17 protein-coding genes are annotated in these 22,166 nt (G+C 50.7%); 12 read left to right on the top strand and 5 right to left on the bottom strand.

The window, feature by feature from the left end; genetic code table 11:
• Positions 1–11: 11 nt before the first annotated feature.
• The 5 genes from ACTHSQ_RS07980 (at position 12) to ACTHSQ_RS07960 (ending at position 7,889) form a co-directional block, all read left to right on the top strand.
• Positions 12–869, top strand: coding sequence for an ATP-grasp domain-containing protein (locus ACTHSQ_RS07980; protein ID WP_440371679.1), 858 nt, complete (start codon positions 12–14; stop codon positions 867–869).
• 370 nt (positions 870–1,239) lie between these two features.
• Positions 1,240–2,631 (top strand): alanine/glycine:cation symporter family protein, encoded by a 1,392-nt coding sequence (locus tag ACTHSQ_RS07975; RefSeq protein ID WP_440371678.1) that lies wholly within the window; start codon positions 1,240–1,242, stop codon positions 2,629–2,631.
• Positions 2,632–2,714: 83 nt separating this feature from the next.
• A complete protein-coding gene (locus tag ACTHSQ_RS07970) occupies positions 2,715–3,971 on the top strand; it encodes a D-amino acid dehydrogenase (RefSeq protein WP_440371677.1) in 1,257 nt (418 codons plus the stop codon).
• Between the two features lie 180 nt (positions 3,972–4,151).
• Positions 4,152–4,961, top strand: coding sequence for a zinc transporter ZupT (zupT, locus tag ACTHSQ_RS07965; RefSeq protein ID WP_440371676.1), 810 nt, complete (start codon positions 4,152–4,154; stop codon positions 4,959–4,961).
• A gap of 96 nt (positions 4,962–5,057) precedes the next feature.
• Positions 5,058–7,889 (top strand): valine--tRNA ligase, encoded by a 2,832-nt coding sequence (locus ACTHSQ_RS07960; RefSeq protein WP_440371675.1) that lies wholly within the window; start codon positions 5,058–5,060, stop codon positions 7,887–7,889.
• Between the two features lie 73 nt (positions 7,890–7,962).
• On the opposite strand, the gene ACTHSQ_RS07955 is transcribed toward ACTHSQ_RS07960, so the two are convergent.
• The 3 genes from ACTHSQ_RS07955 to ACTHSQ_RS07945 form a co-directional block, all read right to left on the bottom strand.
• On the bottom strand, positions 7,963–8,235 hold the full coding sequence (locus ACTHSQ_RS07955; RefSeq protein WP_107867938.1) for a hypothetical protein: 273 nt from the start codon (positions 8,233–8,235) through the stop codon (positions 7,963–7,965).
• A 489-nt stretch (positions 8,236–8,724) separates the two neighbouring features.
• Positions 8,725–9,666: an ABC transporter ATP-binding protein gene (locus ACTHSQ_RS07950; protein WP_440371674.1), complete on the bottom strand. Its 942-nt coding sequence runs from the start codon at positions 9,664–9,666 to the stop codon at positions 8,725–8,727.
• 15 nt (positions 9,667–9,681) lie between these two features.
• Positions 9,682–10,572, bottom strand: coding sequence for an NUDIX domain-containing protein (locus ACTHSQ_RS07945; RefSeq protein WP_440371673.1), 891 nt, complete (start codon positions 10,570–10,572; stop codon positions 9,682–9,684).
• 120 nt (positions 10,573–10,692) lie between these two features.
• On the opposite strand from ACTHSQ_RS07945, the gene ACTHSQ_RS07940 reads away from it, so the two are divergent.
• From ACTHSQ_RS07940 to ACTHSQ_RS07915, 6 genes are all read left to right on the top strand, one after another.
• A complete protein-coding gene (locus ACTHSQ_RS07940; protein WP_070748605.1) occupies positions 10,693–11,277 on the top strand; it encodes a beta-class carbonic anhydrase in 585 nt (194 codons plus the stop codon).
• An 18-nt stretch (positions 11,278–11,295) separates the two neighbouring features.
• Entirely contained in the window at positions 11,296–11,901 is a 606-nt protein-coding gene (gene nadD / locus ACTHSQ_RS07935) for a nicotinate-nucleotide adenylyltransferase (RefSeq protein ID WP_063076212.1), read from the top strand.
• Positions 11,902–11,959: 58 nt separating this feature from the next.
• The gene (rsfS, locus tag ACTHSQ_RS07930) at positions 11,960–12,346 is read left to right on the top strand and encodes a ribosome silencing factor (protein WP_002246503.1); all 387 of its coding nucleotides are present in this window, start codon (positions 11,960–11,962) and stop codon (positions 12,344–12,346) included.
• Positions 12,347–12,454: 108 nt separating this feature from the next.
• Positions 12,455–13,849, top strand: a complete 1,395-nt coding sequence (gene hrpA, locus ACTHSQ_RS07925) for an ATP-dependent RNA helicase HrpA (protein WP_440371672.1) — start codon at positions 12,455–12,457, stop codon at positions 13,847–13,849.
• A 133-nt stretch (positions 13,850–13,982) separates the two neighbouring features.
• The gene (locus tag ACTHSQ_RS07920; protein ID WP_440371671.1) at positions 13,983–14,798 is read left to right on the top strand and encodes a hypothetical protein; all 816 of its coding nucleotides are present in this window, start codon (positions 13,983–13,985) and stop codon (positions 14,796–14,798) included.
• A gap of 197 nt (positions 14,799–14,995) precedes the next feature.
• The gene (locus ACTHSQ_RS07915) at positions 14,996–18,280 is read left to right on the top strand and encodes a GNAT family N-acetyltransferase (protein WP_440375948.1); all 3,285 of its coding nucleotides are present in this window, start codon (positions 14,996–14,998) and stop codon (positions 18,278–18,280) included.
• Between the two features lie 31 nt (positions 18,281–18,311).
• Here ACTHSQ_RS07915 and ACTHSQ_RS07910 read toward each other — a convergent pair whose 3' ends face one another.
• Together ACTHSQ_RS07910 and ACTHSQ_RS07905 are read right to left on the bottom strand one after the other, a co-directional pair.
• Entirely contained in the window at positions 18,312–19,403 is a 1,092-nt protein-coding gene (locus tag ACTHSQ_RS07910; RefSeq protein ID WP_440371669.1) for an XRE family transcriptional regulator, read from the bottom strand.
• A 15-nt stretch (positions 19,404–19,418) separates the two neighbouring features.
• Complete coding sequence (locus tag ACTHSQ_RS07905; protein WP_440371668.1) at positions 19,419–20,063, bottom strand: hypothetical protein; 645 nt, start codon at positions 20,061–20,063, stop codon at positions 19,419–19,421.
• Between the two features lie 426 nt (positions 20,064–20,489).
• On the opposite strand from ACTHSQ_RS07905, the gene ACTHSQ_RS07900 reads away from it, so the two are divergent.
• A complete protein-coding gene (locus tag ACTHSQ_RS07900; protein WP_440371667.1) occupies positions 20,490–21,995 on the top strand; it encodes an SWIM zinc finger family protein in 1,506 nt (501 codons plus the stop codon).
• Positions 21,996–22,166 lie beyond the last annotated feature (171 nt).

Here is a 22,166-nt window from a genome sequence, read left to right as displayed (position 1 = left end):
AGGCGGCAACCATGACCGAGCAAACCGTTTTGGCACTCATTACCTGCCAAACCTATCCCGAACCATCGGACAACCTGAAAACATTGGCGGCATGCTTGGAAACCATGGGCGTGAAAACCGTATTTGATGCGTGGCAAAACCATCCGTCCGCGCCGTTTTTACTGCCTTTGTGCGCATGGGATTATGCCGCCGAACCCGAAGCCTTCCGCCAATGGCTGGAGCAAGCCGGGCGGGCGGGGCAGCGTTTTATCAATCCGCCCGAGCTGATGGCTTGGAATATGGAAAAGACTTATTTGTGCGATTTGGCAGCGCGCGGCGCGCGAGTGATTCCCAGCGTGTTCGTTCCGCCGCAAAAAGCCGAATTGGCCGACATCCTGAACCGACAAGGCTGGACGGAAGCAGTCATCAAGCCGGCATTCGGGCAGAGCGGCAAAGGCGTGGTCAAAGTTTGTGCGGAGGTATTGGACGTGGATATGGCGGATTATCCGCAAGGCATGATTGTTCAACCTTATATCCGCGAAATCGAAACGGCGGGTGAAACCTCGCTGGTGTTTTTCAACGGCGTATTCAGCCATGCCGTACGCCGTCAGCCGCCTCAAGGCGAATGGCGCGCCAACTCGGCCTATGGCGTGTCGGTATTTGGTATCGAGCCGCCCGAGTTTGCCATCCGTGCCGCGCAAGACGCACTGGCCGCTTTGCCGCAAATGCCGGTTTACGCCCGAGTGGACGGCACATTGGTCGGCGACACCTTCCTGCTCAATGAATTGGAACTCATCGAGCCCGCCCTGTATTTGCACACCAGCGAAGGCGCGCCGGAACGCTTTGCCCGAGTGTTGGCGCAGTTGCTTGGGCAACATTCATCAACCTGACTTTATCAATATAAATAGCAAGCCTCAGGCCGTCTGAAAACCATTTTTCAGACGGCCTGAGGCTTTTTTTAAACAAGATTAGCGTGTTTGTATTTTTCAATAATGTGCCATTTGTCGATTGTGTCATTTTAATTGTTGCAGTCTTAATTGAAGATTAATTAACTTTCATTTGGCATTTTATCTCGGCTACAGCCTTTATTTTTAGCGGATTGTAAACAATCTGGTCGGTCTAAATAGATATCTTTTTAGGGTAAAACCTCAAAAATCTTTTTAAAAAGAAAGATATTGTCTTATTGAATATTCTGTGCTGAAATTACATGACACTACAAAAAGTAGTGCATAAAAAATAAAACAGACAAAGGAGAAAGCCATGCAATTTTTTTTAGATAATCTCAAAGCCTTTTTCGAAACCATCAGCGGCTGGGTCTGGGGACCTATTATGTTGATGCTGCTGGTCGGTACGGGCATTTTGCTGACCGTTTTGCTGAAAGGCTTGCAGTTCACCATGTTGGGTTATGCGCTGAAACAGGCGTTTGTGCCGTCAAAGAAGCATGAAGACGGTGAAGACCATGAAGGCGATATTTCCCATTTCGCGGCGTTGATGACCGCGCTGTCCGCCACCATCGGTACGGGTAACATCGCCGGTGTGGCGACTGCGGTGGTAACCGGCGGCCCGGGCGCGGTATTTTGGATGTGGATGACCGCCATTTTCGGTATGGCCACCAAATACGGCGAGGGCGTGTTGGCGGTGAAATACCGTGTCACCAATTCTAAAGGCGAAATGTCCGGCGGCCCGATGTATTACATCGAAAAAGGCTTGGGCAAAAACTGGAAATGGATGGCCGTTGCATTTGCGCTGTTCGGCACATTCGCTTCCTTCGGTATCGGCAGCTCGGTGCAGTCCAACTCGGTTGCGCAGGCAGTGCAGACCAGCTTTGGTGTTGAACCTGCCTACACCGGCGTGATATTGACCGTATTAACGGCCATCGTGCTTTTGGGCGGCATTAAGGGCATCGCCAAAGCCGCGTCCTTTATCGTACCTGCCATGGCAGTGTTTTATGTAGTAGGCGGTATTGCCATTATCGTGATTAATTCCGATGTACTGATGCCTGCCGTCAAACTGATTTTCTCCGATGCGTTTAGCGCACAGGCCGTGGCAGGCGGTGCCATCGGTACAGTCATCCGCTACGGCGTGGCACGCGGGGTATTCTCCAATGAGGCGGGTATGGGTTCTGCGCCGATTGCCGCCGCCGCCGCGAAAACCGACCACCCCGTCCGTCAGGCTTTGGTTTCCATGACCGGCACGTTTTTGGACACCATCGTTGTTTGCTCGATTACCGGCATTATTTTGGTGATGGGTCTGCTCGGCGCAGGCGGCGAGTTTGTCAAACCTGAATTGAGCGGCGCAGCGCTGACAACCGTCACTTTCCAAAAAATGCTGCCCGGTATCGGCGGTTGGATTGTCACCATCGGCCTGATTTTCTTTGCCTACTCAACCATTCTCGGCTGGTGTTATTACGGCGAGAAATGCGCGGTTTACGTCTTCGGCGAGAAGTTTGCCGGTTTGTACCGCGTCGGTTATGTTTCTTCGGTTATGCTGGGAACTGTGTTGAGCCTTGATTTGGTGTGGCTGGCTTCGGATACATTCAACGGTTTGATGGCCTTGCCCAACCTGATTGCGCTTTTGTTGATGGCGAAAGTCATCGTCAATGAAACGCGCGACTTCAAACAAAAAATCAAAAACGGCGAATTGCCGCATTAATGTCCAAGGCCGTCTGAACCTGAACATTCAGACGGCCCGATGTATATTAAGTTTGTTTTGAAAAAAGTCAGAGGAGGAGAAAAATGAAAGTGCTTGTTTTAGGTGCTGGTGTGGCCGGCGTATCTTCCGCGTGGTATCTGGCAGAGGCAGGACATGAAGTAACGGTCATCGACCGCGCCGAGGGTGTGGCGATGGAAACCAGTTTTGCCAACGCAGGCCAGCTCTCTTACGGCTATACCACGCCTTGGGCTGCTCCCGGTATTCCGATCAAAGCGCTGAAATGGCTGTTTAAAAGCCATCCGCCTTTGTTGTTTCGCCCTGACGGCAGCCTGTATCAAATCGAATGGCTGTGGCAAATGCTGCAAAACTGCACGGCAGCGCACTATCAAATCAATAAAGAGCGCATGGTCAGGATTTCCGAATACAGCCGCGAAATGTTCCGCCGTTTTGAAGCGCAAACCAGCATGAATTTTGAAGGACGTAAAAAAGGGACGTTGCAGATTTTCCGCCAAACCAAAGAAGTCGAAGCGGCAGAACAAGACATTGCTGTTTTGGAACGCTATGGTGTGCCGTACCGTCGTCTGAAACCCGAAGAATGCGCAGAATTTGAGCCTGCGCTGGCACGCGTTACCGCCAAAATTGCCGGCGGCCTGCACCTGCCCGCAGACGCAACCGGCGACTGCCACCTCTTCACTGAAAACCTATACAAATTGTGTCAGGAAAAGGGCGTACAGTTCCACTTCAACCAAACCATCCGTCGCATCGAACACAACGGGCAGCGCATCAGCGCAGTCGAAACCGAAAAAGAACGCTTTGAAGCAGATGCCTTCGTCTGCGCGCTCGGCTGCTTCAGCAGGACGGTTTTGGCTCAGTTGGATCTCAATCTGCCGATTTATCCCGTCAAAGGCTATTCTTTGACCCTGCCGGTCACAAATTCAGACGGCGCTCCGGTTTCCACCATGTTAGATGAGAGCTACAAAGTCGCCATCACGCGCTTTGATAACAGAATCCGCGTCGGCGGCATGGCGGAATTGTCGGGCTACGAAATCAAACTGCCCGAAAAACGCCGCGAAACCTTGGCTTTGGTCGTCAACGACTTGTTCCCCGAAGGCGGCGATTTGAGCCAAGCATTGTTCTGGAGCGGCCTCAGACCGATGACGCCCGACAGTACGCCGTTAATCGGGCGCACCCGCTTTGAAAACTTATTCCTGAATACCGGCCACGGCACTTTGGGCTGGACCATGTCGCTGGGTTCGGCAAAATTAACCGCCGATATCGTAAGCGGCAAAGACACCGAAATCCGCAGCGACGATTTGAGCCTGTCTCGCTATCAGGCTTAAGCTGGAAAGCGATAAGGTTTAGCGGCATTTCAAATTTAAAGGCCGTCTGAAAATTATTTTTCAGACGGCCTTTTGTTTCAAAATCCGTGTATCCAATCAATAAAATAAATAATAACTATTATCATGCGCATTAAAAGGTGTTAGTCTGACCCTGTCCCAGCTTTTAGCGCAGGTTTTCTCATGCACGATTTTTCGATGTCCAATTTGGCCGTTGCCTTTTCCATCACGTTGGCTGCCGGTTTGTTTACCGTATTAGGCAGTGGCTTGGTGATGTTTTCCAAAACGCCCAATCCGCGTGTGTTATCGTTCGGTTTGGCATTTGCCGGCGGTGCGATGGTGTATGTTTCCCTGACGGAGATTTTCAGTAAATCCAGTGAGGCGTTCGCTGAAATTTATGATAAAGACCACGCGTTTGCGGCGGCGACCATGGCATTTTTGGCCGGGATGGGCGGCATTGCGCTGATCGACCGCCTGGTGCCGAACCCGCATGAAACCTTAGACGCGCAAGACCCGTCGTTTCAAGAAAGCAAACGCCGCCATATCGCGCGAGTCGGCATGATGGCGGCGTTTGCGATTACGGCGCACAATTTCCCCGAAGGTTTGGCGACGTTTTTTGCCACCTTGGAGAATCCGGCGGTCGGGATGCCTTTGGCCTTGGCGATTGCCATCCATAATATTCCGGAGGGTATTTCCATCGCCGCGCCGGTTTATTTTGCCACCCGCAGCCGTAAGAAAACGGTATGGGCGTGTCTGCTATCCGGCTTGGCCGAGCCTTTGGGTGCGGCTTTGGGCTATTTGATTTTACAGCCGTTTTTGTCGCCTGCCGTGTTTGGTTCGGTATTCGGCGTGATAGCCGGCGTGATGGTGTTTTTGGCGTTGGACGAGCTGCTGCCGGCCGCCAAACGTTATTCAGACGGCCACGAAACCGTTTACGGCCTGACAACGGGCATGGCGGTGATTGCCGTCAGCCTGGTATTGTTCCATTTTTAAAACCCGTATGCCAAAGGCCGTCTGAAATGATTCAGACGGCCTTTTTGCGTTATAATCCGCACATCAAAAATAACCTTAATTTCACAAAGTTCCATCATGTTAGACAAATACAATCCCGCCGAAATCGAATCCAAACACTATCAAAACTGGGAAACCCAAGGTTATTTCCAGCCCGATATGGATTTGACCAAACCGTCTTTTTCCATCCAACTGCCGCCGCCCAACGTAACCGGTACGCTGCACATGGGTCATGCCTTCAACCAAACCATTATGGACGGTCTGACCCGCTACTACCGCATGAAAGGCTGCAACACCGCCTGGATTCCCGGCACCGACCATGCGGGCATTGCCACGCAAATCGTGGTCGAGCGTCAGCTTGCCGCGCAAAATGTGTCCCGTCATGACTTGGGCCGCGAAAAATTCTTAGAAAAAGTGTGGGAATGGAAAGAAGTTTCCGGCGGCACGATTACGCAGCAGATGCGCCGCGTGGGCTGTTCCGCAGACTGGACGCGCGAGTATTTTACGATGGACGACGTGCGCGCCGAAACCGTGACCGAAGTGTTCGTGCGCCTGTATGAGCAAGGCTTGATTTACCGCGGCAAACGCTTGGTGAACTGGGATCCAGTTTTGGGTACAGCAGTATCGGATTTGGAAGTGGAAAGCGTGGAAGAACAGGGCTCTATGTGGCACATCCGCTATCCGCTGGCGGACAATCCCGCCGAAGCCGTTATCGTGGCGACCACCCGTCCCGAAACGCTGCTGGGCGACGTTGCCGTTGCCGTCAATCCTGAAGACGAACGTTATACCCATTTGATTGGCAAGGAATTAATCCTGCCGCTGACCGGCCGCACCATCCCCGTGATTGCCGACGAATACGTCGAAAAAGACTTCGGCACAGGCTGCGTGAAAATCACGCCTGCGCACGACTTCAACGACTACGAAGTCGGCAAACGCCACGACACGCGCTTGGTTAATGTGTTCGATTTGGAAGCCAAAGTGCTGGCAAACGCCGAAGTGTTCAACTTCAAAGGCGAAGCGCAACAAGGTTTTGCCCTGCCTGAAAAATACGCAGGCTTAGACCGCTTTGCCGCGCGCAAACAAATGGTCGCCGATTTGCAGGAACAAGGCTTGCTGGTCGAAATCAAAGCGCACACGCTGATGACGCCAAAAGGCGACCGCACCGGCTCAGTAATTGAACCGATGCTGACCAGCCAATGGTTTGTCGCCATGTCCGCCACACCAAACGGCGGCGAGCCTGACAGTGAATACAAAGGCTTGAGTCTCGCCGACAAAGCCAAAAAAGCCGTCGACAGCGGCGCGGTGCGCTTTATCCCTGAAAACTGGGTCAATACCTACAACCAATGGATGAACAACATCCAAGACTGGTGTATCTCGCGCCAACTGTGGTGGGGACATCAAATCCCCGCATGGTACGACGAAGCAGGCAATGTTTACGTCGCCCGCAATCAGGCGGAAGCCGAAAAACAAGCCGGCAAAACAGGCTTGACCCGCGAAGAAGACGTATTGGACACATGGTTCTCCTCCGCGCTCGTGCCGTTCTCTACACTGGGCTGGCCGTCTGAAACCGACGAACTCAAAGCCTTCCTGCCGTCCAACGTCTTGGTTACCGGCTACGAAATCATCTTCTTCTGGGTGGCGCGCATGATTATGATGACCACCCACTTCACCGGCAAAGTACCGTTTAAAGACGTGTACATCCACGGCATCGTGCGCGACCACGAAGGCAAAAAAATGTCCAAATCCGAAGGCAACGTCATCGACCCTGTGGATTTGATCGACGGCATCGACTTGGAAAAACTGCTGGTAAAACGCACGACCGGTCTGCGCAAACCCGAAACCGCGCCGAAAGTGGAAGAAGCCACGAAAAAACTCTTCCCCGAAGGCATCCCCAGCATGGGTGCGGACGCATTGCGCTTCACCATGGCGAGCTACGCCAGCCTCGGCCGCAGCGTGAACTTCGACTTCAAACGTGCCGAAGGCTACCGCAACTTCTGCAATAAATTGTGGAACGCCACCAACTTCGTGTTGATGAACACCGAAGACAAAGACTGCGGTCAAGACGAAATGCAGCCGTTGGCGTTTACCTTCGCCGACCAATGGATTATCGGCAAACTGCAACAAGCCGAAGCCGCCGTTGCCGAAGCCTTTGAAACCTACCGCTTCGACCTTGCCGCGCAAACGCTGTACGAATTTGTGTGGAACGAATATTGCGACTGGTACATCGAGCTGGCAAAAGTGCAAATCCAAACCGGCTGCCCGACAACCCAGCGCACCACACGCCGCACCCTCGTGCGCGTACTCGAAACCATCCTGCGCCTGCTGCACCCAATCATGCCTTTCATTACCGAAGAGCTGTGGCAGGTCGTTGCGCCTCTGGCCAATGCCAAAACCGCCGACAGCATCATGTTGGCCGCCTATCCGCAAGCCGATAAAGAAAAAATCGTTCAGACGGCCTTCGACAAAATGGCCGCATTGAAAGACTTGGTGGAAGAAGTGCGCAAACTGCGCGGCGAAATGGGTATCGCGCCAAACGTCAAAGCACCGCTCTTCGTCGAAGGCAGTGCAGAACTCGAAGGCCTGCTCAAATACCTGCCATCGCTGACCCGACTGACCGAAGCCAAGCTGGTGGACAACCTGCCCGAAGCGGAAGATGCACCTGTCGCCGTCTGCAACGGCGCACGCCTGATGCTGAAAGTCGAAATCGACAAAGCCGCAGAAACCGCCCGTTTGAGCAAAGAAGCCGAGAAGCTGCAAAAAGCCTTGGACAAACTCAATGCCAAGCTCTCCAAACCCGGCTATGTGGACAAAGCCCCCGCACATTTGGTGGAGAAAGATAAGGCGGAATTGGCGGAGTTGGAAGACAAAATGGCGAAAGTTCAGGCGCAGTTGGCGAAGTTGAGAGAGTAATAGCTATTTGATTGTACGAAAGGCAGCCTGAAAACATATCTCGTTTTCAGGCTGCTTTTATTAAATAGGTTGCTTAGTGTTTTCTTCTACTATTACCCCCATACCGCTCTTTATTATCGCTATTTTTAATCTGTGAAATGCGTCCAGGGCTTAAGTCATATTTTTTAGCTGCATCCACTCCTTTCATCCCATTATTTAAATCAGCCTTTATTGCTGAATTACGATACTCTTCCAGTGAATTAACTCTTTCATGCAAAAGAGAATTTTTTATTTCCAGTTTGGTTAATCTTTCATCTAGTGCTTCAATCTTTTGCTTACAACGAGCCAAATTTTCTTCGGTAGTCATTAAATGTATCCTTTCTTAAGGAAGATATTGAATTTTTGCGAAGCCATTCGTTGAGTACGGTTGCACTCCATCGTGGACTTCTACCTAAAATAATCGTTGGTTCAGGAAAGGGCGCAAGTCCTGAAAACTCCTCTGATGATGGATTGTAAGACGGTGGCAAGATCGTCTTTTTATTGCTGCGTCTCATCCGTTCAAACGTTGAACGCGAGATACTAAGTTTTTGACAAATTTCATCAATCCCTAACAGAACATCATTTGAGGCAAAATCAAAACCCATTTCACTTTCCTAAAAAAATTATTTGATGCATTATGACGCGTAATGACGCATCAGTCAATATAAATTTCTCTGTAAGTAAGCGTAGATTGGGTCAAGCCCCAACAAAACCGTTAAATCATCTGTTTTGTGTTGGGTTTACAACCCAACCTACCAAAAGGCCGTCTGAAACTGATCTTTCAGACGGCCTTTTTCTTTTTCTTAATCCATCAAATTCAATCAAACCAAACAATCTGACTTTCATCCACGCTGATGCGGATTTCCTGTCCGGTTTGCGGTTTGTCTGCATTGTGGTCGGCGTGGGGATACCAAATCAAATTGCCGTATTGCGGATGGGCGAGGGTGAGGCGTGTGCCTTCGGCGAGGGGGACGGCTTCGCTGATGCGGACGGCTGTGCCGTTCGGGTCAAATCGGATGGCGTGTTGGGGAATGTAGCGTATGTCGCCGGTGTTGGTCAAACCGAGCAGCAGGGCGGCTTGGGCGTTGACGGGACGGCGGATAAGGGTTTCCGGCGTGCCGTGTTGGAGAATGCGGCCTTCGTGCATGATGGCGATGGTGTCGGCCATGGTGCAGGCTTCCTCGGCGGAGTGGGTCACGAGAATGGCGGGGATGTTTTGACTGCGGATGCGCTCGGCGGTCAGGGTGCGCAGGTGGTGACGCAGGTGTGTGTCGAGGCTGGAGAAGGCTTCGTCCAAGAGCAACAGCGAAGGGCGCGTGATGAGGGCGCGCGCGAGGGCGAGGCGTTGCTGTTCGCCGCCGGAGAGGCTTTCGGGTTTGCGTTGCGCTTCGTGTTCCAAGCCGATGTCGCGCAAGGCCTGCATGGATTGTTCTTCGATTTCGGCTTTGGGCAGGCGGCGCATTTTGAGGCCGAAGCCGACGTTGTCGAGGGCGGTTAAATGCGGCAAAAGGGCGTAGTCTTGAAACATCAGCGAGATATTGCGTTTTTCAGACGGCATGTCGGTGATGTTGTCGCCGTTGAGCCAGACTTCGCCGCTGTCGGGATGCACCAAGCCGACGATGGTTTTGAGCAGGGTGGATTTGCCGCAGCCGGAGCGGCCGAGTACGGCGAGGATTTCGCCTGCTTCGACGTTTAGGTTGATGTCTTGGGCAACGGTTTTGCTGCCGAAGCGTTTGTTGATGTTTTTGAGTTGCAACATGGTTTCAGACGGCCTTTAAAAATGGGGTCGGCAACGGATGCTGTCGAGCCATGCGGACAGCGGATGTTTGGGGTCGATCAGGCCGTATCGACGGCAGGCTTCGATCGTGACCAACTGGGCATCGTGCATCATGTGTCCGCCCAACATGGCATCAAGCAGGGTGGGGATGTCCATCAGTTCAAAACCGGCGACTTCGCCGTCTTGGTTGGCGGGTTGGAAGCTTTCGGGCAGGACGATGTCGAAGATATACAGGATTTCGTTGTGGACACCGCGATTAACGGGGCGCAAACTATATATTTGGGCGGTCGGTCGGATATGGGGTGTTAATGAAGCGGGAATGCCGGCTTCTTCTTCGCCTTCGCGGCAGACGGCTTCAGACGGCCTCTCGCCGCTGCTGATGCCGCCGCCGGTCAGGTTGTCGAGTTTGTTTGGATCAACGGCTTTGTGCGGACTGCGGCGGCCTATCCAAAAGCGCAAACCGTTTTTTGTTTCGACCAATCCGTTCAAGTGAACCGCCTGACTCATCAGGCCGAACGGACGGAAGGCGGCGCGTTCGAGTGCGCATAAAGGCTTGCCCGACTGGTCGCAGATGTCGAACTTTTCACCGCGCCAACCTTTGAGCCAACCGCACTCGCGCCATTGTTGCGCCAGCGTTTGTAAACTGTCACCCATCTGAGACCAGCTGTCTGTTTCCAAATTCAGGCCGTCTGAAAGGGTCGACTGCCTGCCTGTCCAATCTTGTCCGAGGTGTTCGCGCCATAACGGGTTCAGACGGCCTAAAGGCAGGCCGTTGAGATACAGAATGCACCAATCGTCGGATGCGCCATAGCTTGCCTGCGCCCAATCCCACAACGCATCGTGGACATCGGGTGTGAATACTTGTTCAAAACGGAAAGACTGAGACATGGCGCATCCTCCAAAAGAACTAAAGATACGTCGATTTTAGCCGTTTACGGCGAATTTGCAAAATAACCGCACTACCCGAAAACCGCTATAATAGAGTAAATCATCCGAAACGAGCACATCATGAGCGAATTGACTGATATTCTTTCCTACAACCAACATTTCGTTGAATCGGGAGAGTACGAAAAATATTTCACCGACAAATACCCCGGCCGCGAGCTGGCCATTCTTTCCTGCATGGACGCACGCATTATTGAATTGCTGCCCAATGCCTTGGGCTTGAAAAACGGCGATGCCAAGCTCATCAAAAACGCCGGTGCGCTGGTGACGCACCCTTGGGGTTCGGTGATGCGCAGTTTGTTGGTGGCCGTATTTGAGCTCAAAGTCAAAGAAATCATGGTCATCGCCCACCACGACTGCGGTATGCGCGGACTACACGCCGAAGAGTTCCTCCAACGCGTACACGACAGCAATATTCCCGACGACCGCATCGAAACCCTGCGCAATGCCGGTATCGATTTGGACGGCTGGCTGACCGGTTTTGACAACGTCGAAGACAGCGTGCGCCATACCGTCGAGCTGATTCGCAAACATCCGCTGATGCCCGACAACATCGCCATCCACGGCCTGGTCATCCACCCGACTACAGGCAAGCTCAACCTGATTGTTGATGGCAGCCTGCCTGCTTCAGACGGCCAAAACATCTAACGCAGACACCACCACGAAATGAAAAACATCGGATTATTCGGCGGCACGTTTGACCCCATCCACAACGGCCACCTCCACATCGCCCGAGCCTTCGCCGACGAAATCGGTTTGGACCTTGTCGTCTTCCTGCCGGCAGGCGACCCGTACCATAAAGACAGCACGCGCACGCCGGCACAAGAGCGCCTCAATATGGTCGAACTCGCCATCGCCGACGAGCCGAAATTCGCCGCCAGCGACTGCGACATCGTCCGCGACGGCGCGACTTATACGTTTGACACCGTCCAAATCTTCCGCCAGCAATTTCCCGGCGCGCAACTGTGGTGGCTGATGGGCAGCGACAGCCTGATGCAGCTGCACACATGGAAAAAATGGCAAACCCTCGTACGCCAGACTAATATCGCCATCGCCATGCGCCAAGGCGACAACCTCAACAAAACCCCGCGCGAATTACACGCATGGCTTGGCGAAGCCCTACAAAACGGCAGCGTCCGTATCCTCAACGCGCCGCTGCACAACACCAGCTCCACCCAAATCCGCGCCAATCTCGCCAAAACGCACCATTCAGACGGCCTGCCGCAATCCGTCGCCCAATACATCCGCCAACACAAACTCTATGAAAAATAGCGTTTATTCAGGCAGATAAGCTATAATGCCGTCTGAAAACATTTCAACTAGGAAAATAATGAACGAACAAGAATTGCAAGACCTGCAAAAAATGGTCGAAGTGGCCGTAAACGCCCTTGAAGACATCAAAGCCAAAGACATCTCTGTTTTGGAAACCCAAGACAAAACCTCCCTGTTCGCCCGCATGATTATTGCCAGCGGCGACAGCACACGCCAAGTCAAAGCACTGGCGAACAACGTTGCCGTCGATTTGAAAGAAGCCGGTTTTGAAATCCTCAGCACCGAAGGCGACAGCGGCGAATGGACGCTCGTCGACGCAGGCGACCTCGTTGTCCACGTCATGCTCCCTGCCGTGCGCGACTTCTACGACATCGACACCTTGTGGGGCGGAGAAAAACCGAGTTTCCACGCCGGTATGCAAAAACCTTGGCACGCCGCCGACTAAAACGGTTTATCCATACAAAGGCCGTCTGAAACTTGAAAGCAAGCAAGTTTCAGACGGCCTTTTGCTATAATTCCATTCTTTTCACATTATTCAATTTATTGCACTATCATGCCGCAACCCGATTTCGCCCAAACTCTCTCCAAAGACCGCCATTTTCTGCGATCTGCCTTTAAAAACCCCAATAAATACGGCGGCTTGGCCAAGGTTGAGGAAAAATACAAAAAATCGCACGACCTCTATCTGCAACGCCTGTCCAAACTGCCCAAGCCCGAATTCGACAACACTCTGCCCGTTCACGAAAAGCTCGAAGAAATCAAAAAAGCCATTGCTGAAAATCAGGTAACGATTATTTGCGGCGAAACCGGTTCGGGAAAAACCACGCAGTTGCCCAAGATTTGTTTGGAACTCGGGCGCGGGGCAGCGGGGCTAATCGGGCATACCCAGCCGCGCCGTTTGGCCGCGCGCTCGGTGGCAGAGCGGATTGCCGAAGAGCTGAAATCGGAAATCGGCAGCGCGGTCGGCTATAAAGTGCGCTTTACCGACCACACATCGCGCGATGCCTGCGTCAAGCTGATGACCGACGGCATCCTGCTGGCGGAAACGCAGACCGACCGTTATCTCGCCGCCTACGACACGATTATCATCGACGAAGCACACGAACGCAGCCTGAACATCGACTTCCTCTTGGGCTACCTGAAACAGCTACTGCCGCGCCGCCCCGATTTGAAAGTCATCATCACCTCGGCAACGATAGATGCAGAACGCTTCTCCCAACACTTCAACGGCGCGCCCGTGCTGGAAGTGAGCGGGCGCACCTATCCCGTCGAAATCCTCTACCGCCCGCTGACCAGCAAAGACGAAGACGACGCGGAAGTGGAGTTGACCGACGCGATTGTCGATGCGGCGGACGAATTGGCGCGACACGGCGAAGGCGATATTTTGGTGTTCCTACCGGGCGAGCGCGAAATCCGCGAAGCCGCCGAAGCCTTGCGCAAATCCACGCTGCGCCGCAACGACGAAATCCTGCCCCTGTTCGCACGCCTGTCGCACGCCGAGCAGCACAAAATCTTCCACCCCACAGGCGCGAAACGCCGCATCGTGCTGGCAACCAACGTCGCTGAAACCTCGCTTACCGTGCCGGGCATCAAATACGTCATCGACACCGGCCTCGCACGCGTCAAACGCTATTCCGCACGGGCAAAAGTAGAGCAGCTTCATGTCGAAAAAATCTCCCAAGCTGCCGCCCGCCAACGCTCCGGCCGCTGCGGCCGCGTCTCCGCAGGCGTATGTATCCGACTGTTTTCAGAAGAAGATTTCAACAGTCGCCCCGAATTTACTGACCCAGAAATCGTCCGCAGCAACCTCGCCGCCGTCATCCTGCGCATGGCATCACTGAACTTGGGCGACGTAGCAGCATTCCCGTTTTTAGAAATGCCCGATTCGCGGTATATCAATGACGGGTTTCAGGTGTTGCTGGAATTGGGGGCGGTGGAGGCCGTCTGAAAATCTTTCAGGTAGCTTGAAAATCGGGCATTTATGCCCGACGAAAACAGATAAACAATAAACCATGTTGGGCTAAAAGTTTTCCTCGAAAACACATTAAGTTATATTAATTTAAACATTAAGGATACTACGGATGAATCAACTTCGTATGCAAGAAGTAGAAAAATTTCTTAAAAATAAAAAATTTGATGAGCTTCGTTGTTTGTTATTAGAGCGTGCTGAATATTGGCATCAGCAATATTCAGATGATGATAAGGTTTTGTTTCTATCTGATGGATTTGCATTATGCGCAAGGGATATCTTTGCATATAGTAATAACTTATCTGATGAAATAGATTTCATCATTAATAAAGATAAGCAAAACAAATTAAGAGAAATCATATTTAATGCATTTAAAAATATCAGTGACGGGTTCAATAAGTTTAATAATATAACAATAAATCCTTCATCGCCGTTTTCTATTAGTAATATTTTAAAATATAACCCCTACGATTCATATTATAAAAAATATAGATATATCAGAAATTTATCTTGTACTGATTGGAGAAATTTGCTTAGAAGTGTGCTTGATAAGGATAAAGAAAATATAGAAAGTAAAATTGATGATATTTTTAACGACTTACGATTATGCATTGAATATGAAATATTTTATCATTTTAATACTATGAATATAGAGGATTACAAAGAAATTAATGAACAAACGTATGGTAAGTTTTCTTTTTCCCATGACTCAATCAAAAAGGGGAGTTATTATAAGTATATGGAAATATTTTTTAATTTTCATGAGGAAATAGAAAATTTGGAAGTATTGCAGAAAAATTGTGTTGAATATTTACATTTAATTAAGGAGCGTCGACCCAATTTTAAATTAAATTATTCAAATTTGAATAGAAATATCAAAAACCTTCTTGATTTTGAAGAAAGCATAATTGGTAAACTGCCGGGTTAGTAGCTTGATGCACATCAATAAAAAGCGGCTTCTACTTTTTCATTTCCCAAAACAAGGTTTATCGGCATTGTTGAATTGAATTTCAGGCCATCTGAAATTCAATTCACAGAATAAATATTATCTGAATCCAATGCGTAGGTCGGCATCAATACCCGCCCTACACATCTGTTATACAAAACATGAAAAGCCATATCCATATGTCGTCTGAAAACGGGCGAAACGAGTTTTCGCAAAGCAAAAATTTTTCAGGCAGCCTGAAAACACTCACCAAACCCCGCTACCGCTTAACCCGCCTCGGCGAACAAATGGCGCGCCTGCCCATCGACCCGAAAATCGCGCGCATTTTGTTAGCGGCGAAGAAACACGACTGCATGGCGGAAATATTGGTGATTGCGTCTGCGCTGTCGATTCAAGACCCGCGCGAGCGGCCGTTGGAAGCGCGCGATGCCGCGGCCAAGGCGCACGAGCGTTTTACCGACAAGCAATCCGATTTCCTTGCCTATCTGAATATTTGGGACAGCTTCCAGCGCGAGCGTGACAAAGGTTTGTCCAACAAGCAGCTAGTGCAATGGTGTCGTCAATATTTCCTGTCGCACCTGCGGATGCGCGAGTGGCGCGAGCTGCACCACCAGCTTGCCCAAACCGCGATTGAAATGGGTTTGACCACCAAGGAAGCCGCGTTTCGACAACCTCCTACCCAAGAGCAATTAAGGCCGTCTGAAAGTCAAGATGATCAAGATTTGACGGCAAAGCTCAAACAAAAACAACTGGACAAGAAACAACACCGCGCCCAAATCCGTGCCGCCAAAGAAGCCGGCTACGAACAAATCCACCGCGCCCTGCTGACCGGCCTCATCGCTAACGTCGGCATGAAATCGCCCGACGGCAACGACTATACCGGCGCGCGCGGCAGCCGCTTCCACCTTTTCCCTGCCTCAGCCCTGTTCAAAGCCAAACCCAAATGGGTGATGGCGGCAGAACTGGTTGAAACCACGCGCCTTTACGCGCGCGATGTGGCCGTCATCCAGCCCGAATGGATCGAGCAGGAAACGCCGCACCTTGTCCGCTATCATTATTTCGAGCCGCACTGGGAACAAAAACGCGGCGAAGTCGTCGCCAGCGAACGCGTGACGCTTTACGGCCTGACCGTATTGCCGCGCCGCCCCGTGTCTTACGGCAAAGTTGCACCCGAAGAAGCGCGCGAAATCTTTATCCGCAGCGCATTGGTGGCGCAAGAAATGGGCAGTTTCACCGCGCCGTTTTTCGTACACAACCAAAAACTGATCCGCGAAGTCGCCGAGCTGGAACACAAATCGCGCCGCCAAGATGTGCTGGTGAACAATGAGATTTTGTTTGAGTTTTACGATGCGCGTTTGCCTAAAACCGTATTTAAAAGCGGCGGCGAGATAGTCGGGCAGCCTGAAAACCGTTCAGATGGCCTTTCAGGCAGCCTGAAACCCCATATTCGCCCCGCCACAACTAGCGATGCCACCGCCGTTGCCGAATTATTCCGCCGCGCCGTGCAGCACATTTCAAACCGCTATTACAGCGAGCAGGAAAAAAACGCATGGCTGCAAGGTGCGGACGATGCCGAGTTTTGGCAACAACGCATTGGCGGCGGCAATGTCCGCGTCGCCACGCACAACGGGCGCGTGCTCGGTTTTATTGAATACCAGCCCGAACAAAGCCACCTAAACTGCCTTTATACCAACCCGCACCACCAGCGGCAGGGCATTGCCACCGCGCTGCTGGCTGCTGTTTTGCCGCCGACAGACAGCGGCAAGGCGATAACGGCAGACGTGTCCAAAGCCGCATTGGCATTTTTTCAAAAACAAGGCTTTGTGCGGCAACACGAAAACCAAATCCCGCGTAACGGTTTGGTTTTGACCAATTACCGCATGGTTCGTCAAGCAGGCAGCCTGAAAGCCCAAAGGCAGCCTGAAAACCGTTTAGACGACCCCAAAAGCAGCCTGAAATCCCAAACGCCGTCTGAAAAACCCCTTGCCGACATCCGCACCTTCGCCGCATGGCTCAAAACCGCCGAGCGCGACAATCCGCGCCTGTTGTTCCTCAGTCGCGACGATTTGATGCAACACGCTGCCGCGCACATTACCGAAGAGCAGTTCCCCAAATTCTGGCAAACCGCAGACGGCAAGTTCAAACTTTCCTACCGCTTCGAGCCGAACCATCCGCTCGACGGCGTGACCATGACCGTGCCGCTGACCGTCCTCAACCGCTTGCACGCGCCGTCGCTCGAATGGCTGGTGCCCGGTATGTTGCGCGAAAAAATCCAGCTGCTGATTAAAGCATTGCCCAAACAAATCCGCCGCATTTGCGTGCCCGTACCCGATTTCATCACCAAATTCCTCGAAAGCAATCCCGACCGTCAAGCGGCCATCATTCCCCAGTTGGCGCACTTTATCGCCAAAAGCGCGGGCGACATCCGCATACTGGAGCAAATCAACCAAGACGAATGGGCCGCGTTCAGGCTGCCCGAACACTGCTATTTCAACCTCCGCATCATCGACGACGGCGGACAAGAATTAGCCATGGGTCGCAATTTAATCCAAATCCAACAACAACTTGGCAAAGCCGCCGCCACCACCTTCCGCGACAACACCCAAGAATTCGAGCGCGACAACGTTACCGCATGGGACATCGGCACCCTGCCCGAATCCATCAAATTCGCCCGCGGCAAACAACAGCTCACCGGCTACCTCAGCCTGCAAAAAGAAAAAGACGGCCGCATCGCCCTACGCCTGTTCGACACGTCTGCCGCCGCCGAACAAGCCCACCGATTAGGCGTGATCGAACTCATGAAACTACAACTAAAAGAACAAGTTAAAGACCTGAACAAAGGCATCCAAGGCTTCACTCAAGCCGCCATGCTGCTCAAACACATCAACGCCGACACCCTGCGCGACGACCTCACACAGGCCGTCTGCGACCGCGCCTTTATCGGCGAAGACGAGCTGCCGCGCAACGAAAAAGCCTTCAAAGAACAAATCAAACGCGCCCGCAGCCGCCTGCCCGCCGTCAAAGAAGCCCTCAGCCGCTACCTGCAGGAAACCGCAGCCGCCTACGCCGAACTCAACAGCAAACTCGGCAAACACCCGCTCACTCACCTCCTGCGCCAACGCCTGCAAACCCTGCTCGCCGCCGGCTTCGCCACCCGCACCCCGTGGGCACAATGGCCGCGCCTCCCCATCTACCTCAAAGCCATGACCCTGCGCCTCGAAAAATACAGCAGCAACCCCGCCCGCGACGCAGCCCGCGAAGCCGATATTCAAGAGCTGGAACAAATGTGGCAGGAAAAAACCGACGGCTTGATGAAACAAGGACAACCCGTTTCAGACGACCTCGCCGCGTTTAGATGGATGATTGAAGAATTGAGGGTGTCGCTTTTTGCGCAGGAATTGAAGACGCCGTATCCGGTGTCGGTGAAGAGGTTGTTGAAAGAGTGGGAAAAAATTGGAAAATAAAAAACAGCCTGAAAAGTTTCAGGCTGTTTTTTTATTTGACTAATCGAAGTTTCCTATATCTATTTAAGTCCCTCTCAACTAATCCAAAAGTTAAATCAGCAACATCTTTGGGGGATACGTTTAAATTTTCAGCAATCTGTTCAATACCAATGCCATCATTTTTTAAAATAGTAAGCATTTTACGTAATGCGCTTGATATTTCCCTTTCCATTGGCTCTGGTTCGATAGTTCGATATTTTTTCTTTGCAAACAAAGGACAAAGATTGTGTATATACATCCTATCAGTAATCATTCCTAATTTATGCATCCGATATGCTAAGGCAACAAGTGATACACCAAATCGTCTTTTGATTTTTAATAAATTTTCAATAGTGATAGGAACATGACGATATAAGCGTAGTGCAGCCTCCGGCATTAAAAAAGCTGAAGCAAAGGCATTAGCCTCTTTTTCGATAATATCACGAGGTTCATCTTCTGTAATTTCACTATTTTTACTATGTTCCATACTGTATTTATCACGGATTAAGTGCCCTAATTCATGGGCAGCATCAAATCGACTACGTTCTGCAGATTTTTGTGTATTTAAAAATACAAATGGATGATTTTCATACCAAGTACAAAAGGCATCAATGTCCTTTGTATCTAAAGATAATGAAAATACACGAACACCCTTAGCTTCAAGTAGGGTGATCATATTCGGAATAGGTTCATTGCCAAGCCCCCATTCTAATCTTAGTTCCTGAGCAGCCTCTTCAGGAGGAATATCAGAAAAATCAGGCAATACGGCTTGACTTAGTGTAAATTCTGTCTCGAGCCAGTCATTTAACAAAAAAGCCGTAATGCTATGATTTAATGCTTGTTTTTCAAGCCTCTTCGAGGTGCGTGAACGAGCACGAAAACTTACTGCCTGAGATTTCAACTCAGGCAGTCTTTCGTCATTAGTAAAGAAATGAACTGGAAACTCTAATAAATTAGCTAATTCATTTAAATCAGGTATTTGCTCATCTTTTACATAGTTTCTAACCTGTCGAGCGGTAATACCTAATAACTCAGCTAATTTTGTTTGCGTACAACCACGTTTATCCAGCGCAAACTCCAGTCTCTCACGATTAAATGTCTGCATGATGTATCATTCAACTTATCCTGCTTTTTGTTTTCTTTCAACCAAAGGTTCATATTCTTCAACAGGTTGCTTACGCTCAATCTCATCAAATTTAGTCAAATCAATATCAGCTAATATAATTCGCTGCTTGTATCCAGTGATTTGATGACTAACAAAACCACTAGGTAAAGATAGTTCAAGTTGCACTTTATTATACTCCCAGTGAAACAGTAGAACCCAAAACTGAGCAGTATCAGGCAAATCTAATTTTGAATTACGAATAGCCTCCTCAAATTTCCTACCTTTTCGTGCGGTAGTCATTGGCATCCCATTACGCCTACCAACGTCAGAAGTAGCAGTAGCCACAATAATATTTTTAGTCCGACATGGAGATAGCCATAGATATGCACCACCCGACCAAGGCTCAAGCGTCCAGCCATATTTACTTAAATATACCCTTAGAGCAAGTGTGATTTCTCCTTGCCGATAATTTCCCAATGTATTCCTATCAGATAATGCTGCTTTGTCCTGAATATTATTATGTGCAGTAAGCACAATCTCTTTAAGCACCTCCTGAGATAAATACTCGCTGATTTCACTCAAAGCAATATCAATATTTTGTTGTTCAACCACTTCTCCTACTTCAAATGGGAAAGGTTCTGATAATGCAAATTCCACCATAAAAAATTTCCTAATTTTATACGTAATGTTTACGCAATATATCAGGAAATATGAAAACGTACAACTATATAAAGTAATTAATAAATAGCCTGTCCAGCCGTGTCCGTATCTTTCGGCACACCCGACCTGCAAATCACGCAAAACTTGGAATCCGTGCGTAGCAAGCCGTAGCCTGCAACCGCGTGCGTGCCTTTGGGCACACACCCTACCCGTAATCCCACAAAACCCGTCTGTAGGGTGTGTGCGGTACGCACGCACGCGGTCTTTCTAAACTACTCCTTTTCCAACCACACCAAAGGTCGTCTGAAACCCATTTTCAGACGACCTTTTGCCACTTTGCCAAACAAGAATTCCCACTACCCTCTCCCCAAACATCACCCGAACCAGTAAACTCCCCATATTTCAACAACTTCTTGGAAGCCAACCATGCCCCGTATCCATCCGCTCCACCTGTTCCCGCCCCACATCGCCGAACGCGGCCTGTTGTATTTTCAGCAGGGCAAAGTTCGCTACATCCAAAAAACTTCCGCCGGGCGTTATCGGGCGGAGGTGTGCGGTTCGGAAAACTATTCGGTATGGCTGAAGCTGGATAGTGATTTGTACATTAAGGACGGGGGCTGCGATTGTCCTTATGGCTGGGCGTGCAAGCATATGGCGGCGTTGTGGTATGCGGTGCGCGCCGAAACGCCAGACGAGCAGCCGGACGAATCTGACGCGCAGCAGCCTAAAAAGGGCGGCAATCCGTATCGGCAGCAGCTCTCTCAAATCTTTTCCCGAACCCGATATTATGATTACTATGAAGCCGCCGATTTGGGCTTCAGGCTGCAAAACTGGTTGGAAGATGTGGCGCAGGAGGGGACGGCGGCGTTGCAGCAGGCTTTGCCTCTGTTGATACCGCGTTTGCAGGATGCTTTTGAAAAGGCGGATGATTCGGACGGTATGTTGGGCGATGCTATGTATATGGCAATCGAGCTGCTGGAAGAGGCAGTCATGGAAAATGTCCCAAAGCGTTTGATCAATTTTTTGGACAAATGCTTGGACGACAGCCGCTATTTTGATTTCTCGGAGGCAGGCAATAAAATCTACCAAATCCGCGCCCGAATCTGGCGGCTGCGCGGCGAATGGCAGGCGTGGCAAGATTATGTGGTTAAACGTTTGGCTGTTACCAAGTCGGGTTGGGAACATGAATTTTGGGCACTCGAAGGCTGGCAGGTATTACAGGCGAAAGGCGATACTGCTGCCGCGCAGGATTATTTCAGACGACATCTGCGCCTGCCGAAATTCAGACAAATTGCGGTAGAGCAAGCAGTCGGGCAGCAAGATTGGGCGGAAGCAGAACGCCTCTTGCGCGAAGGCATCAGCATTGCCGAAGATGAAGGAACACTCGGCACAATGCACAAATGGAAGCTGCAACTTTTCGATGTATTGAAGGAAACCGGTAAAAATGTACGCGAAATCGCAGCAGATTTGGCATTTTCCACCAGCCTTTCATTGCCGCATTACGAAGCGTGGAAAGCCACGTTTTCCGCCGCTGAATGGCCAAATGAATTCAACCGCCTGCTTGCGCGCTTGTCGGGTCAATATTCGCTGCAAGCTGAAATATTGGAGTATGAACAGGAATTCGATCTGCTGCTCGCCCTATTGCAGCAACACCTTTCGTTGTACATGATGGAACGTTTTGCCCCGTCTTTCCCCGAGCCGTATCACGACCAAATCGTGGCTTGCTATCTGCAAATCTTTACGGCTGAAATCAATAAGGCAAGCAACCGTAAGCAATACCGCCAGCTCTTGAACCAATTAAAGATCCTCCGCCGCCAATATTCCGCACAACGGCAGGCGATAGAAGACTTTGCCGACGAAATCAGGGAGCGATATAGCGAAAAACCGCGCCGGCCTGCGCTGTTGGAAGAATTGGATCGGGCGGGGTTTTAGGAGAAAGCTGTTCATCTATACCTTGTAATAGAGTAATAGATCTTTCTAAATAGCAAGCTGTAGCCTGCATCAAACCGCGTGCGTGCCTTCGGGCGCACACCCTACCTATGAATCACAAAGAATTTGAAATTTATGCGTAGGGTGTGTGCGGTACGCACGCACGCGGTCTTT

This window comes from Neisseria sp. P0009.S008, from assembly GCF_051958615.1.
In the GTDB taxonomy this organism is placed as follows: Bacteria; Pseudomonadota; Gammaproteobacteria; order Burkholderiales; family Neisseriaceae; genus Neisseria; species Neisseria subflava.
The sequence above is the reverse complement of the archived record's forward strand: the minus strand, read 5'-3'. Positions and strand labels throughout refer to the sequence as shown.